The organism is Solitalea lacus, from assembly GCF_022014595.1.
GTDB lineage: Bacteria > Bacteroidota > Bacteroidia > Sphingobacteriales > Sphingobacteriaceae > Solitalea > Solitalea lacus.
The window spans coordinates 2,711,118-2,726,306 of the sequence record NZ_CP091740.1 but is presented as its reverse complement, the minus strand read 5'-3'; the positions used below and the strand labels follow the sequence as shown (position 1 = coordinate 2,726,306).

The following is a 15,189-nucleotide window of genomic DNA, read 5'->3' as shown; positions in this document are numbered from 1 at the left end:
TAAACCTTTAATCCGCCAGATAATTGATTTAATCCCTCGTTATCTGCTAAATCAATCCATTAAGAAATATCAGAGTGATAAATACTGCCATAAATACAAGACTTACGACCATTTAGTCGCGCTTTTGTTCGGACAGCTGTGTAAATGCAGCACTTTGGAGGATATTTCGGTGGGCATCGGAGTATCCGAAACCTTCATTAAAGACCTCGGATTGCAGCAAAGCCCCGCCAAAAGCACCATGAGCGATGGAAATAAAAAACGCAACTGGCAAGTGTTTGACCATCTTTATACGGCCCTGTTGAAGCATTACGGCAGCAGCCTGAGTAAATACTCCAATCAGCAAATTGTGGAGGAAGTCAAAGACAAAACCCTGCTGATTCGAGATAGCAGCACGATTAGCGTTTGTTTAAGCATGTTTGACTGGGCAAAGTTTCGGACAGCTAAAGGAGGCCTTAAAATCCACACCCAATGGGATGAAAGCATGATGTTGCCCAACCTGGTCAACATCAGCCAGGCCCAAACGCATGACAGCAAAGGTTTTGAACAAACTATCTTTCCAAAGGATACCATCATCCTGGAAGACAAGGGCTATTGGGATTATGAGGTAATCCTGGCCCGCATAAAAGCTCAAAACACCTTTGTCACCCGCATAAAGGACAATACGGTATATGAAGTGATCGAAGAACTGGAGCTGCCTGAGCAGGAAGACCAACACATACTAAAGGACGAATTGATTCATTTAACCGGCACGAAAGCAAAAGCCAACAGGCTATCGCTAGAGATTCTGCGAAGAGTGGTGGTGTTTGATCAGCAAAACAATCTGCAGCTGGAAATCATCACCAATAATACTACCTGGAAGGCTGCCACCATTGCCGCCCTTTACAAACGCCGCTGGGATATTGAAATATTTTTCAAACAACTCAAACAAAACCTGAATGTTAAAACATTCATCGGCACGAGTGAAAACGCCGTTAAATCGCAAATCTTTGTAGCCCTGATCACCTACCTGCTGCTGGAACTGCTCAGAAGAGTGAAAGCCAAAGGCAGAACCGCCTTTTCCAACTTTGTAGAGAAAATCCGTATCTGCCTGTGCTATTACCTGACCCTTGATTATGTGATTGAACGAATACAGCCCCTCGTCCGAAGTATCCGTCCGGTACAGGCAACCATGAAAAATGAACGGGAGCATACGCTTTTTGCCACCTGATTCCCTACTTGTTTTCTGCCGTTTTCATAGCAAAACCCCTGTATTCATTCGCTAAGCCCTTAAATTTAGACGAAATGGAAAAAGTTCGGATGAGTGTGATTTCAAATCTTTTTATCATTAATAAAAATCCCTAAAGTCCTTTTAATTTTAATCTTTATTCAATCCCAAAAGTTTATGTGGACCTCATTATTAAAAAAATCATGTATATAATAAGATGAACTTTTCGAAATGCATATTGAATTTTCAGGATCTTCGAGGTTCCCTTACTTAAAAACTTCTTCTTTCCATAAGTGCCTCAAGATTTCAGCTTTATTATTATAATACAGCATTCCCTTATTCCATACAACTCCCCCCTAAACGCCGCATCCAACAAGCTAGCCTTTAACGCTTATTTTTCTTTCTTTTTTTGTTTTAAAGCCAGCTGTTTCTCGTTTACATTATTTAAAAACTCAACAATATTTTGTTGAATTTCTAGGCTTGGTGTATAGCGCATAAGGGAGCAATATAAAGCAATTTTCAAAAAATGATTGATTGAATTTTCAACAGCTATGGAACTGCTAAGGTTTAATTAGCTAAATTTCGTCATATGAAGCAGGGTGAAATTAGAAATATTCAAGGATCATCAAAAGGCAGGTGCAAAATCACTTTCATTATGGATAGTATTTTCGCACTAACAGGAAGAAAAGTTCGGTGGACTACCGAAAATGGAGAAATAAATAAGTGGGCAATGCTCTCAACGTCAGAACAATTAAAAGCGCATCCTTTTTATGAAAGATTAAAAAATGATATTAATAATGTTAAAATAAAAGAAGTTACCTCTTTATTTTATAGAGGTATAAATTATAAAAATGCCCCATCAAAATTGAATATGGGTCCTCCTCCCAGAGAAAAAGCAAAATCAAATCGCTATAGCTCCAATGGAGAAATAGTTCTATACTTATCCGACTCCCCATTTGGGGTTTTGAAAGAATGTAACTTTGAGAACGGGAAAACACTATGGTGTCAAGAGTATAAAATTCCTCAAAATCTGAAAATTGCAAATTTAAGCTATGTAGAACCTGATACTTTCTTAAGCTGTATAATGTGGCATGCTGACCTCTCGGAAGAGGATGATGAAAAAAGAGGTGAGAATTATAATTACCCAAAGTATGTATTTAGCCAAACGATTGCTGAAATTTTTAAGAATAAATATGATGGAATTTACGTATTTGGAGTTAGAAGTGATGATACCCAGTATTATCACAATTTGGTAATTTTTGAGCCGGATAAGAAGTGGGATTCATGGCTTGAAAATGAACCAATGAAGCTATTGTAGAATCTCGAACAAACAGTTTTGTGATTTAACTCGCTCGGATAGAACGATATACTCTATCGGTTAATTCAATTAATCATACACTTGCCCTTCCCTGTCAATGAGTTTGTTTTCTGCGGCTTAACAATTTTCTGTGTTGAAGTTTTAATCTTCATTACTTCACTGAAAATAAGATTTTGTTTTAATAAACAATCCAAAGACCGTTGTAAATCGTAAAAAGGGGCATGAAGGGATTTTTGTAATTCATAAAAAGAAGCACCTTGCCTTCGATAGAGGCTGAATAGTACATAAATGGCCAGATAGCCTTGTTTTGTGCTATTTTTATACTCTTTGCGAAGTTCACGATTAAGATCGCGTGTAAGCCTTGGGATTCAATCTTGCAATCAGGTTAAACTCTTTTTTAAAGTAAAATGGTTCATCAATTATTCGACGCGGATCAACAAATACAAATGGATAAACGATATCTGGATGATTCTTCTTTAAATCGCCAAATCTTTCATTTGAGAATGGAACTTGTATTTTTCCTTTAAGCCCCCTGCGTCCATATATTCCATATCCATAGGTAGAATTACAAAACGGGTACCCGGATTATACTGCCCTTTTAAGTTCTTAAAAATGGTGTATTGATGTTCATGAAATGCATACCTCCCGATATATAGGTAGCGCTTTATTAATTCCTTAGTTTGTTTACCAGGAAGGATAGCCAGAAACGCCCTGGGTGTCTATAACGGTGATACTGGGCCACTCAAAACGGATGATACTGGTTCTTCGTCACTTTTGGTGAAAAGTATATAAATTAATTACACTTTATTTATCAATCCGCGCTTCTTTTCAAATGTAATGCCGACTTTCTCAAGCAGATTGTATACCTGAGCCTTCTGATACTCTAATCCATATTCATTTTTGATCCATTTCACCAGAAGGGGGCCGGTCCATTTTTCCGATGTTAATCCGTGCTGGTTCGGGCTTTCCAAGAGGACTAATGACTTAATTCTCTTTAGTTGATCTTCCGATAGGGCACTGCGCCTACCTCGTCCTTTTCGATCTTTCAATCCTTCAATCCCTTCTTTTTCGTATCGATGCACCCAGTTGGTTATCTGCTTAAAGCTTATATCATGAAGTTCAGCCAGCTTCCTGGAGGAATGGCCCAAGGCCACTAAGTATACAAGAAACAGTCTTACGCCCACGGTATAGTCGTCATTTGTGTTTAATAGCTTCTTGATCTCTCCGGCTTCTGACCGCTGGACTTTCAATACAGTTTTTCCCATAATAATTTTCTGTTCGGATGATAAAAATAAGCATAATATATGTGTAATTTTATATTATACTTTTTATTAATGATACCATCATTTATTCTCCCTGCTAACGTACAGCTAAAAGCTGATGCCATTTCTTCTGAACCTGGAGTATTGCACATTTGTGCATCGGTTTGTCAGCCCTGCTCTACCTGCCCCATTTGCAGCAAAAAAAGCAATAGGATCCACAGCCGATACTCCAGGAAGCTTTTGGACCTGCCTGTTTCGGGGCATTTGGCAAGAGTTAAGCTCAAAGCAAGGAAATACTTTTGTGATAACCCTGCGTGCCACCGAAAAATCTTTACGGAGCGTTTTGATTCTGAAATTAAGCCTTATTACAGAAGAATGCTGCGTTCCAATGACCTGCTAGCAAGAATGGCACTTGAACTGGGCGGGAATACGGGTGCTACCATCAGCAGGTATGTGGGCATACCCGTAAGTCCGTCTACCGTATTACGCGTGGTTAAAAAGCTGGAAATACAATCTAAAACATTGACCTCGGGAATCATTGGGGTGGATGATTGGGCATTCAAAAAGGGAAGAACGTACGGAACTGTTCTTGTTGATTTGGAAAGAAAGGAAGTGATCGACCTGTTGCCGGATCGGGAGTCGGAAACCCTAGCCGAATGGCTTAAAAAACATCCAGAAATAAAAACAGTTTCCCGTGACCGGTATGGACCTTATGCATTAGGGGTGAAAAAAGGCGCCCCACAAGCTCATCAGGTAGCAGACCGCTTTCATTTATTAATGAATCTTGGAGAAGCAGTCAAAAGAGTTATTCAATCCAAAGGAAAAGAGCTGAAGGAGGTATTCAATCTCTACAATAATCCCCAAAAGGAGCATGCACCTGCAGCTCCAAGGCCACAGCCGGTTCAGTGCACCCCAGAGTTGGAAACATCCGGGGATTCTGTTGCAAACATTAGTATTGATAGACAGCATAAATTCGAGCAAGTGAAAAAATTATACAATGCAGGTTATTCGATAAGGCAAATCGCCAAAACGGTAAATGTATCACGGACAACCACCCAGAAATATGTGCATATGGAGCAACTGCCCAAAAGGGAATCCTGCACTATCACTAACCTGGATGCTTTCCTTGACTTTTTGCTACAGGAAAACAATCGAGGTAAAACTTATCGGGAATTACACCAGATCATAACCCAGATGGGCTTTAATGGTAAGTATTCGCAGTTTTGTTTCAAAATGAACAAAATGCAACCCTCGTTCAGAGCCAAGAAAATAAACCCCACACCTATAAAAACATGGTCGCCAACCAAGTTATCCTTTATGTTATACCTGGAGCCGGATCAACTTCCGCGGAAGGATGACCAGGACTTCCTCAAGCTCCTGTATGAGAAATGTCCTGATATAAAACAGATGGAACAGTTAGTAAAAAGCTTTAAAAACCTTTTTCTCCTTAAGGAAGATGGGTCACTGATGAAATGGATAGATGAAACCGCCAAATCTGAATGCGGCTTAAAAAATTTCGCCAAAAATATCTTGAAGGATTATGAAGCCGTAAATAATGCCGTGATCACACCCTTTAGTAATGGGCAGGTGGAAGGGCAAGTCAACCGGATTAAAAATATCAAAAGAAAAATGTATGGCAGAGCCAGCTTTGAGCTGTTAAGAAAAATGGTACTAGCGAAATCTGCATAATTCACCAAAATTGACGAAGAACCATGATACTGGGCCAGCTGTTACGGGAATCAACGGGCCACTTTTCAATACAATTATAAGCGTTTAATTTTAATGACTCAATTGTTTTTTTCTCCGGAAAGATTCACCTTCCAGTTCAATTCGGTGAGAGGAGAAAACGATCCGGTCTAATATCGCGTCAGCGGCCGTACTTTCTCCAATCAGGCCATGCCAATTTGCTACCGGTATCTGTGTGGCAATAATGGTTGAAGAGGTTTCATGTCGTTCTTCAATGACATCCATTAGCACATTCCTGGCAGCCTGATCAATAGGAACGAGTCCAAAGTCGTCCAGGATGAGCAGCTCCGTTTTTTGTATCCGCTTGATCAGTTTAGAGTAAGTACCTTGCAGTTTAGCGAGTTTGGCCAGGTCAAAGAACCGCGCTGTATTGTAATACATTGTTCGATGCAACATTTGACAGGCTTTAACCCCTATACTCTGAGCCAGAAAACTTTTACCGCAGCCACTATAGCCAGTAATTATGATATTTTCCTTTTTTTTAATAAAGGTAAGCCCCAGTAGCCTTTCAAAGGTTGTTTTATCTAAACCTCGTTGAGTTTGGTAATCAATATCTGAAGCAGAAGCTGCCTGTTTAAAGCCAGCACGCTGGATCAGGCTATCAATATTTCGGTTCTGTCGGCTTTCCCATTCAGTATCTACCAGCAGGGAAAGAAAGTCATCCAGGGTATAATCCTGATAAAGGTGTTCGCTGATACTGCGGTGGTAAAGGGCCGCCATGGCATTCATGCGCATGCGGCGCATCTTTTCTACGGTGTTGTGTTCATTCATAATTTGTTGTTGGATCTGTTTAATAAGTAAGTATTGACCGGTGGGGTCAGCATGCCCCGGAACCTGTTTATTGATAGTGACTTGCCCCCCGGATGTTGCTGTGCTCTGGGATCGGGGAACCGGATGGTTCCGCTGGATCTTCCTGCTCCATATCCAGGTTGTTCTTCAGTATCATTTCAATGGTGCGGTAAGAAGCCTTATGGTATTCCAAGCCTCTTTTGCATGCCTTTTCCAGGCGTTCATTGTTGTACGTTTTCCCGAAAGCGAGGATTCCCTGACTCTGCTTATAAGCGATTTCTGGATAATTATATTGGGTAAACAAGCGCTGAATATAGGCCAGGGTAAAAGGACCTACCTGGCGGGCACGACCCTGGAAGTATTCAGGACTCCATTGTCCGTAAGCCTGGTGCGAGGAAGGCATGTGTTGGGGTATGGTAGTATAATTGCCTGCCTTATAATTTCGTTCATGGCTGGCAATACGGTCGTAATTATAGAAGATCTCTACCTTATCCTGATTGTATTGCACCTCCACATGCATGCCGGTAAAGCGGTAAGGAACGCTGTAATAGTTGCGATCTTCACTCATGTAGACATGTGCTGTCTTTTGTACTTTAGCCCGCCTGTATTGTCGGATACTGTAAGAGTCGGTCGCAATTCCCTGTAAGTATTGTTGCTCCAGATCAATGAAATAACTCCTGCGGCTGCCGCCTCCATGAGAGAACAGGTAATCATTATATTCCTCCAAGAGCTCCTCAATCGCTTTCTGGTAGACCAGCTCTACGCTGCGTTCCACCAGTGCCTTATCTTGAGGGTGATGCGGACGGGCAGGATCGACCACGCAACCATAATGCAGGGTAAAGTCGGCAAAGGTTTTATTGATCACAGGAGCGTATTTACTACCCTTGCTAACTGCGGATTTGAGATTATCAGATACGATGGCCTGTGGAACCCCACCCATCCACCTCAGGCAAGATTCCATGCAACTGATCAGATCTTCGCGCTTTTGGGAAGGAACTGCCTTGACAAAGGTATACTGGCTGCAAGGGAGCACAGCGATAAATACTTCCACATCAATCTGTTCACCGGTAGATTTGTCTACATAATAAGGCTTCTTGCCGCAAAAGTCGACAAAGAGCTTTTCCCCAGCTTTATGGATTAATTTACCGCTGTGATGGCTCCGGCTCTTCCAGTTTCGGTAGTGCAGGGCAAACTGGGTGTATTTATAGCCTTTGGGGTTCTTTTCAAAGTAGTCTTTCCAGAGCTCCTGTAAAGTGCCTCCAGGTTTGTGCAGTTCCTTTTGTATAGCAGGAAACTGACTGCTGAGGATCTCGTAACGCGCTTTTTCAGTCTGGCTGTTTTCGGTAAACAAGTCCCTAAGATCAGCCTCCCCGAGCTCTATGAGCTCCTGGTAAGAGAGGTTCAGTGCTTTGAAACGACTGGTATAACTGTCAACCGTTTTACGGTTAACTTTTAAAAAATCTGCTACCTTGCGGTTGCTTAAGCCTTTAAGTTTAAGGGAAATTAAACTGCGTAATTCCATGATATCAATTCGTTGTCCTGCCATGCATCCATTGAGTTCAGATACAAGGCTATTAAAAATCATGAAAAGTGGCCCGATGACTTCCGTTTTAAGCAAGGAATCCCTGGTACTATTTTGGCCCAATGACCTCCGTTTTGCTTTTAGGAGCAGACATTGCTTTTGGCCCAATGACCTCCGTAATAACGGTTATCTTTTTGGCCCAATGATTCCCGTTATGACTGGCCCGGCATCACCGTAATGGCTGGCCCATTGACTACCGTTTTAGACACCCTGGGTTAACCAAATTTGCAAAGTATTAATAAACTCGCTATCTGAGGAAGATCCCGGTGCATTCAAACTGTTAGCAATTTATCTCATAATCAAAAAACAATTTCCCGCTATCTTGATTGACAGACTGTTTAAACTTTTCCCATTCTTGCGAAGAAATCTCGGTAGGCTTTTTTGAATTGGCTAAATCTTCATCAGCCATTAAAATTTTACCTGAAGTTCTACCCAATAATTTATCCAATAAAGGAGGAAATGGCATATTCCATTTTTTCTTTTTTGCCATTTCCTTATTAACAGGTATCATAACAGTTAACTCGTTATTCGTCATTAATTCGAGTCCATTTGTGCTTAAAGTTGCATTATGACTTCCGTGATGACCAACCTTATAAAAGGTGGTTCTTTCAAATATTTTTTTTATATCAATTTCTTCATTCTCCCCTTTATTATTCTTTACTGTCCATTTGTAATTATGCCATGAAAGCCAGTTGCCAACCTGAGCATCACCAGGAAAAAGCAGAAATTTTCCGCTTTCAGTTAATTCAATTGCCAGTACTAAACTTGTATTATTGGTATCACTGTCCAATGCAAGTGCTAATTGGCCGGAAAAATCCATCCAATCATTATTAATTTGCCTCCATTCATTCTCCGCATTATAATAGCTTTCACTTAAACTATTATTTTGCTTCACCTTTTCAATTTCAATCCCACTACTTTCAAAAGGGCGGTATTTATCTATAGAGTTTTGATCCCCATTGAAATTCAGGGCACTCATAAAGCTATTTCCAAAATCAGACTTGAAAAACTCATGATATACCTCTTTATTCGCTAAATCTTTTTTAAGTAATTTTTCATCTTCTGGAGGACCCAGCACAAACAGCCTTATTCCTTCGATATCTTTTAATTGTAAAGGATCTTTACCTGGTTTACAATAAGAAAGATTGCCTTTGGCTTTTTTCTTTACGTAATCTAAAGCTTCTGAAGTGGACGAACTTCCGTTTGCACCTAATCCTCCATTGAACGAAGTAATTTCTTCCACAGCACCTAAATAAGCTTTTCGGGCGTTAAATTGTTTAGGTGATAGAAATTGATTGCTGATTAATTCCAATTTCAATCTGTCCAATGCTGTCGCCAGACCCATTTTTCTTTCTTCGCGTGTTTTCCTTAGTTTGTTGGCTAAATCATTTTTAGGATCCTCAGTCCAAGCCATCCAAACCTCATCAAAATTGATTTCATCAAATATTTTTTGTGCTTGTTTAAAACCCGAAAGATGATCCCAGTGTTCATGAGTTATTACAACTAAATCAATTTTGCCATTCGTTTCATCTTTTATATTTTGAGCTACTTCACCCATTTTCTTTTCGGGGTTTGCAGTACCTAAAATTACTCCACAATCTATGAGAATATGGTACTTTTTATTAGCTCCGTAACTAAGTGTAAGAAGGAAACAATCGCCTAGACCTTGTCTATACATGCGAATGCGTATTTTATTTAGTTTCATTTTAGAAGAAGCTGTTGTTTAAATTCTATGTAGTAAAGCCAACGGTTCAGGGTTGTTTTCAGCAAGAGAGTTGGTGAAGTATGTGGAATAAAGAGAACCTAAAGTCGATTCTTTCTGATATTTTACCTGAGCCCTTAGTCTTTCAGGGTCAACCATTGGTTTATTAATACAATACTTTAATGAGTGTTTATCCAGATCAAAAATCAACGTGCTTCCTCCCCTGAAAATAATGTCATCTTCAACACTATTTTCAATTACATTGTTTTGCATTGATTCATTTGAATTAAGAAGAGGCATCCATTCTTTTTTTTTGATATTTAGTTTCTGAGTAATGGATATAATTACCTGGTTTAAAGCGTCCCCATCTGGACCGACTCTTCTGGCTCTTCGTAAGGAGTGAACCTCAAATTTAGGTACACCATAGTCTCCAATGCTTATTAAATACTTTTCTAAATGTTCTTCTTTAAATAGCAAACCTGTTAAATCTGAAAATTCCGAAGAGTTTTCTAATTTATCAGCAAGGAGATCATGAAGTTGTCCTTTATGTTTCTTGGTTATATTGTAAATGTCTTCACGAGTGTATTGATATCGGCTTATTTCATCCTGAAAGTTTATAAGGAACTCCGAAATCTGATTTAATTTATTTCGAAGCTCACCAACCTTAACAAGTGGAAAAACTAAACTCTCTACAGATAATGTTTTAATTCCTTTAGGGATGATTCCTCTGCGTTTAAAGGCGTCAATAAATGCAATACGGTAATCTAAATCATCATCTGGAACTAGCTCTGCATCAGCAGTAATCAATGCTCTCAAATAATCACCGAAATTAATATCGACAGGAGGACAATAATCTAAAGCACGAATGCACATGTTTAGTACATGGTTAGCGGCCTTTGATGCTTCTAAGGCTAATAGCTTTACAAGAGTGGGGTGCAATTCCCCTTCAGGAAGGAGACCTGATCCTCCTGATGCGATTCTGAATAAATCTTTAACCCTTATATTGTAAATTGAAATAAAGGCTTCAAAAACAGCTGAAACTAATATTGCCCCCCTGGCATGTGGCTCTAAAATATCGATATAGTCATTGGGGTTTGGAGGAGATAATTCCCACTTTTTTGTTTCAGGGTTTTCTTTTCCAATAGCACTCCTAAGTGCCCCATAATGTCCTATTGCCTTCCCAAACTGTTGTGCTAGTTCACCGAGTAAACTTTGACTGGTTAAATCACCTTTGGTTTTAGCAATCTGATGATTTAATACTTCTGGCATACTGAAATGTTGAAATAGGGCCACGATATCTGCAAAAGCCTCATGGAAACCTAATGTATCAGGGTGTGTAGCCTCGATGAATCTTCTATGCATTCCATCCAATAATGCATGTGTGGTTTCATGAGCAATAATATCCTGAGATAGGCATGTAAATACTATTCCATCAGGCATATGTTGGGTGACATCCCTTGTAGAGGCTGGGAAATATCCAAACAATAAGGCTTTCTTTTGAGGACTATAAAAGGCATTTGCTTCTCGAAGTGCATGTGGATAAATGCGAAGTTTAGCAACAAATTTTTCTTTATCGCCCTCTGTTGTATTCGCATCATATCTCCCGGACCACAGGGCTCTTCTGCCAAGCGCCTTTTCAAAATTCTCAATAGTTCTCATAGCAACAGCATAAACCATCTGCTGATGAAATTTAGGATTGCCTTCACTAGGAGGTAAACCATCCTGACCTAAAATATTGGGGTCATTTAAATTTACACCATCATAGTATAAGTTACTAGCTGGGTCTATATCAATTACTTCAAGATACTCCCCGATTGGGCCAGGCTCTAAATCTTCCCACTTGATTTTGAAAGTTGCCATATTAATGGCTGACGTTTCAAGTTGTATAGAGAGACTTGGGTCAAAAGCAAAACCACGAAGTTTTCTATAATTTGGTTTCGGCGTTTCAGTTTCAAAGATTTCCTTAAGCTTTGCAACATTACTGTATTCTTTTGATAACATGACGTAGATGTAATTTTGTTTTTAAAGTAGTTATGAGTAAATATTGGATCTAGGTTAGTGATATTTTCTAATGATATTTTAAATGGAAGTCTTAAAATATGATGGGTCTTACATTATATAATATAGGAGAATGTTATAACTATTAAGTTACAAATAATGCACTAAATATCAATGTGTTAATTGTGGTAATTCGATTGAAAAATGAGTTTAGGCCAGCACTTCTGACATCATGGTTTCCTTTCTTGAGAAATGAAAAACTGGCTGTTTACAAAGTAACATTGGTAGAAGCGGGAAAATAATCGCGGTTATTATGCCTATTTTATTTAAAAATCCTCTGAATTAAACCGTTGAATAGCGATTTTTCTAAAAGTAGTTGTCTGGTTTCTTTTTATGGTAACTTCCGTATACTTTAGAGTTACCGACAATGCTAAATTGCACTATACCTTAATTTAAATTAAAACTATGATTCAACCAGGGGACATAATTTCTTCTAATGAAATGTGCATGACAGAAGGATTTTCATTACAAAGAGGGATGAATTTTAAAGTTGGCGGCGGGCCAAGTATTTAGGCGCTGCTTTTTCTGCTCGCCGGCAGCGCTAATTCATCGGGAGGTTCTAGTCTTTAAACTTCCTGCAACATCTCCAATAAATAGCTAAGCGCCGGATTTTTATTGTTTTTCTTCCATACTGCAAACAGTACTGTCCGTTGAGGAATATTTTTTAATTCGATAAATCGAATTCCCTTGTTTTCACTGGTAGCTAGTGATGTAGGTAGAATGGAAAGGCCCATTCCATTTTCAACCAGTTTAAATATGGTAGGAGCATGGATTGAATGGTGGGCGATTTTCGGGCTAAAGCCTTGATCGGCAAATAGATTGATGATTTGCTGATAATAAAGCTGACTCTGATCATTGGGAAAAAGTATGAAAGATTCATCTCTCAGCTGCCCTACATTAATAAATGTTTTCTCAGTTAAAGAGTGATCATTGGGAAGCACCAAAGAAAACGTTTCTTTAAAAACACTTTTTATCTTATAGTCTGACTCAACCAAATTAGACCGCATAAAGCCTAGGTCTAAACTATCATTTTTTAAGGCATGCAATTGCTCTCGGTTACTAAGCTCATCCAATTGCAGTTTAATATTCGGACACTCCGTGTTAAATTTCTTAAGTAGATTTGGGAGAATAGATTCGATCGCCGAAGCCACAAAGCCAATCTTGATTTGCCCTGTGTTACCTTTCTTTAATAGTTCCAGGTTGATCAACGCAGATTCTACCTTATTCAACACCTCAACCGTATCGTTGTAAAACAACTTTCCTGCATCAGTCAATGCTACCTTCTTATTAGTACGATCAAATAATAGCACTTCAAGCAATTGTTCCAGCTGTCTGATTTGCTGACTTAAAGCAGACTGAGAAATAAACAACTTTTCTGAAGCCTTCCGGTAGTGAAGTTCTTCAGCAAGCATTCGGAAATAATTAAGATGTCTTAATTCTATTTGATTAGTTGCACTTATCATTATTTAATTAATATGAATCATTACTAATGACTAAGTTATGGATATTTGTTCGAATGACTAAAAACAACCTAAAATTAATATGATTAATAAAGTCCTTACGCTTGGCCTTGGGAAAGTTGGAACGCTTGTAGCTACCCTGTTAAGTGAAAAATTTGAAGTTACAGGAATAGATAAACAGGCCCCACATTACGACTATGAATTACCGTTTAAGATCTTATCAGGTGATGTTGCTGATAGTGCATTTTTAAGTAAAATCATTGAAGAACATGATGCTGTGGTATCAGCCCTACCCTATTTCTTAAACAAACCAATTGCTAAAATTGCACATGATAAAGGAAAGCACTATTTCGACTTAACTGAAGATGTGGAAACCACGAACTACATCAGAAGCTTAAGTGAAACTGCAACGGCAGTACTTGCCCCTCAATGTGGTCTTGCTCCAGGCATTATAGGTATCATTGGTGCTGATTTGGCTAAGGATTTTGATACCCTTCGTTCTATTGAAATGCGTGTAGGGGCATTGCCTAAATACCCAAATGGTGATTTAGGCTATGCTTTCACCTGGTCGGCTGCTGGAGTGGTAAATGAATACATCAACGATGCAGAAGCTATCCATGATGGTCAACGTAAGCTGGTGAGATCATTACAAGGCAAAGAAACCATTAATATCAATGGGGGTATTTACGAAGCCTTCTATACTTCGGGTGGTTTAGGAACCATGTGCGAAACTTACGAAGGTAAAGTTGATCGACTTGATTATAAAACAATCCGTTATCCTGGGCATTGCGAACGCATGAATTTTCTGATTCATGAATTGCACATGAAAAACGATAAGCAGCAATTGGAGGATATCTTAAAAAATGCAAAACCACCTGTTGACGAAGACGTGGTATTGGTATATGCTGCGGCCGAAGGATGGAAAAACGGTGCAATAGATCGTAAAGAGTTTGTAAGAGCTTATACACCAATTAACATCAACGGAAACTCGTGGAGAGCTATCTCTTGGACAACAGCGGCGAGTATTGTTGCAGTAGTAGAAATGGTTGCTATGGGAGCTTTGGATTCGAAAGGCTTTATTAAGCAGGAAGAAATCTCTTTCAGTGAATTTTTGAAATCACATACCGGTCAATTTTTTAATTAATTAAGAAAATGAAATTCACCAATCATAAAGCCTTGGATTATTTCTTAAACGATCTGTTCGATCGTTATAAGGAAAATGTCCCGGCTGTAAAAATAATTACTGATGCATTGATCAACCGGGGAGTAATCAATGCTCAGGACGAGATCGTTAATGATCATGTGGCGTTTCGAACCCTAGGTGTTCCCCATCTTGGGATCCAATCATTTGAAAAAATTTTTCTTAAACATGGTTACCAGAAGAGGGATCAATATTATTTCGAAGAGAAAAAGCTGAATGCCTACTGGTACGCACCACCATCAGAAGAATATCCTAGAGTTTTCATGAGTGAGCTCATGGTGAATGAGCTTTCTGAAGAAACTCAACAGATCATTAGAAAATATACCGACCCAATTACTTCGGATCCGGTAGATAACCTGGATTTGGATGATGCAGTACAGGTGGCGGCATTCTTCCATAAACCACTTTGGGAACTTCCAACAAAAGCCGACTATATGGCCTTGCTTGCCGAAAGTGAGTATGCTGCATGGGTAATCTACAATCGATATTACCTTAACCATTACACGATTAGTGTACATGCCTTAAAAGAAGGTTATAATACCCTAAGTGATTTTAACAAATTTGTAGAGCAATTAGATATCAGGTTGAATAATGCTGATGGGATTATTAAAACCAGTCCCGATGGATTATTAAGTCAAAGCAGTACTGTTGCCGAAATGCATGAAGTGGCCTTTGCTGATGGTGGAAAAATGAAAATTGCAGGCAGTTATGTTGAATTTGCTGAACGAGCGATAATGCCAGAGTACCGACATCTTTCGCCAGACGAAATAAAACCAGTGCATAGACGTGAAGGTTTTGAGACCAGCAATGCAGATAAAATTTTTGAAAGTACTTACACTGAACAAACTCAGTTCTGAATTTAGTAAA

12 protein-coding genes are annotated in these 15,189 nt (G+C 39.2%); 5 read left to right on the top strand and 7 right to left on the bottom strand.

The features are described from left to right. The first annotated feature begins 10 nt into the window (after positions 1 to 10). Positions 11 to 1,207, top strand: coding sequence for an IS4 family transposase (locus L2B55_RS11680; RefSeq protein WP_338092201.1), 1,197 nt, complete (start codon positions 11 to 13; stop codon positions 1,205 to 1,207). 388 nt (positions 1,208 to 1,595) lie between these two features. Here the strand turns inward: L2B55_RS11680 and L2B55_RS18880 are convergent, their stop codons facing one another. Then, a complete protein-coding gene (locus tag L2B55_RS18880; protein WP_255696427.1) occupies positions 1,596 to 1,727 on the bottom strand; it encodes a hypothetical protein in 132 nt (43 codons plus the stop codon). A gap of 66 nt (positions 1,728 to 1,793) precedes the next feature. On the opposite strand from L2B55_RS18880, the gene L2B55_RS11675 reads away from it, so the two are divergent. Then, a complete protein-coding gene (locus tag L2B55_RS11675) occupies positions 1,794 to 2,522 on the top strand; it encodes an RES domain-containing protein (protein WP_237845712.1) in 729 nt (242 codons plus the stop codon). 797 nt (positions 2,523 to 3,319) lie between these two features. Here the strand turns inward: L2B55_RS11675 and L2B55_RS11670 are convergent. Then, positions 3,320 to 3,787: a helix-turn-helix domain-containing protein gene (locus tag L2B55_RS11670; RefSeq protein WP_237845709.1), complete on the bottom strand. Its 468-nt coding sequence runs from the start codon at positions 3,785 to 3,787 to the stop codon at positions 3,320 to 3,322. 69 nt (positions 3,788 to 3,856) lie between these two features. Here L2B55_RS11670 and L2B55_RS11665 point away from each other — a divergent pair, with 69 nt between their 5' ends. Then, positions 3,857 to 5,473: an ISL3 family transposase gene (locus L2B55_RS11665; RefSeq protein ID WP_237845707.1), complete on the top strand. Its 1,617-nt coding sequence runs from the start codon at positions 3,857 to 3,859 to the stop codon at positions 5,471 to 5,473. Between the two features lie 90 nt (positions 5,474 to 5,563). On the opposite strand, the gene istB is transcribed toward L2B55_RS11665, so the two are convergent. The 5 genes from istB to L2B55_RS11640 form a co-directional block, all read right to left on the bottom strand. Then, positions 5,564 to 6,301: an IS21-like element helper ATPase IstB gene (istB, locus tag L2B55_RS11660; protein ID WP_237845705.1), complete on the bottom strand. Its 738-nt coding sequence runs from the start codon at positions 6,299 to 6,301 to the stop codon at positions 5,564 to 5,566. A gap of 67 nt (positions 6,302 to 6,368) precedes the next feature. After that, positions 6,369 to 7,865: an IS21 family transposase gene (istA, locus tag L2B55_RS11655; RefSeq protein ID WP_237845700.1), complete on the bottom strand. Its 1,497-nt coding sequence runs from the start codon at positions 7,863 to 7,865 to the stop codon at positions 6,369 to 6,371. A 316-nt stretch (positions 7,866 to 8,181) separates the two neighbouring features. Next, positions 8,182 to 9,606 (bottom strand): MBL fold metallo-hydrolase, encoded by a 1,425-nt coding sequence (locus L2B55_RS11650; RefSeq protein ID WP_237845698.1) that lies wholly within the window; start codon positions 9,604 to 9,606, stop codon positions 8,182 to 8,184. Between the two features lie 18 nt (positions 9,607 to 9,624). Beyond that, positions 9,625 to 11,604 (bottom strand): gluzincin family metallopeptidase, encoded by a 1,980-nt coding sequence (locus tag L2B55_RS11645; protein ID WP_237845694.1) that lies wholly within the window; start codon positions 11,602 to 11,604, stop codon positions 9,625 to 9,627. A 623-nt stretch (positions 11,605 to 12,227) separates the two neighbouring features. After that, positions 12,228 to 13,124, bottom strand: coding sequence for a LysR family transcriptional regulator (locus L2B55_RS11640; protein ID WP_237845693.1), 897 nt, complete (start codon positions 13,122 to 13,124; stop codon positions 12,228 to 12,230). 79 nt (positions 13,125 to 13,203) lie between these two features. Here L2B55_RS11640 and L2B55_RS11635 point away from each other — a divergent pair, with 79 nt between their 5' ends. Together L2B55_RS11635 and L2B55_RS11630 are read left to right on the top strand one after the other, a co-directional pair. Further along, positions 13,204 to 14,265, top strand: a complete 1,062-nt coding sequence (locus L2B55_RS11635) for a saccharopine dehydrogenase family protein (RefSeq protein WP_237845692.1) — start codon at positions 13,204 to 13,206, stop codon at positions 14,263 to 14,265. Between the two features lie 8 nt (positions 14,266 to 14,273). Continuing rightward, positions 14,274 to 15,179 carry a DUF1338 domain-containing protein gene (locus tag L2B55_RS11630; protein WP_237845689.1) on the top strand — a complete coding sequence of 302 codons (906 nt, stop codon included), beginning with the start codon at positions 14,274 to 14,276 and terminating at the stop codon, positions 15,177 to 15,179. The last annotated feature ends 10 nt before the right edge of the window (positions 15,180 to 15,189 follow it).

What these genes read in the sequence shown, in the direction of transcription:
- L2B55_RS11675 (WP_237845712.1), top strand. Translation starts at nt 1,794, where the DNA reads ATGAAGCAGGGTGAAATTAGAAATATTCAAGGATCATCAAAAGGCAGG.
- L2B55_RS11670 (WP_237845709.1), bottom strand. Translation starts at nt 3,787, where the DNA reads ATGGGAAAAACTGTATTGAAAGTCCAGCGGTCAGAAGCCGGAGAGATC.
- L2B55_RS11665 (WP_237845707.1), top strand. Translation starts at nt 3,857, where the DNA reads ATGATACCATCATTTATTCTCCCTGCTAACGTACAGCTAAAAGCTGAT.
- istB (WP_237845705.1), bottom strand. Translation starts at nt 6,301, where the DNA reads ATGAATGAACACAACACCGTAGAAAAGATGCGCCGCATGCGCATGAAT.
- istA (WP_237845700.1), bottom strand. Translation starts at nt 7,865, where the DNA reads ATGGCAGGACAACGAATTGATATCATGGAATTACGCAGTTTAATTTCC.
- L2B55_RS11650 (WP_237845698.1), bottom strand. Translation starts at nt 9,606, where the DNA reads ATGAAACTAAATAAAATACGCATTCGCATGTATAGACAAGGTCTAGGC.
- L2B55_RS11645 (WP_237845694.1), bottom strand. Translation starts at nt 11,604, where the DNA reads ATGTTATCAAAAGAATACAGTAATGTTGCAAAGCTTAAGGAAATCTTT.
- L2B55_RS11640 (WP_237845693.1), bottom strand. Translation starts at nt 13,124, where the DNA reads ATGATAAGTGCAACTAATCAAATAGAATTAAGACATCTTAATTATTTC.
- L2B55_RS11635 (WP_237845692.1), top strand. Translation starts at nt 13,204, where the DNA reads ATGATTAATAAAGTCCTTACGCTTGGCCTTGGGAAAGTTGGAACGCTT.
- L2B55_RS11630 (WP_237845689.1), top strand. Translation starts at nt 14,274, where the DNA reads ATGAAATTCACCAATCATAAAGCCTTGGATTATTTCTTAAACGATCTG.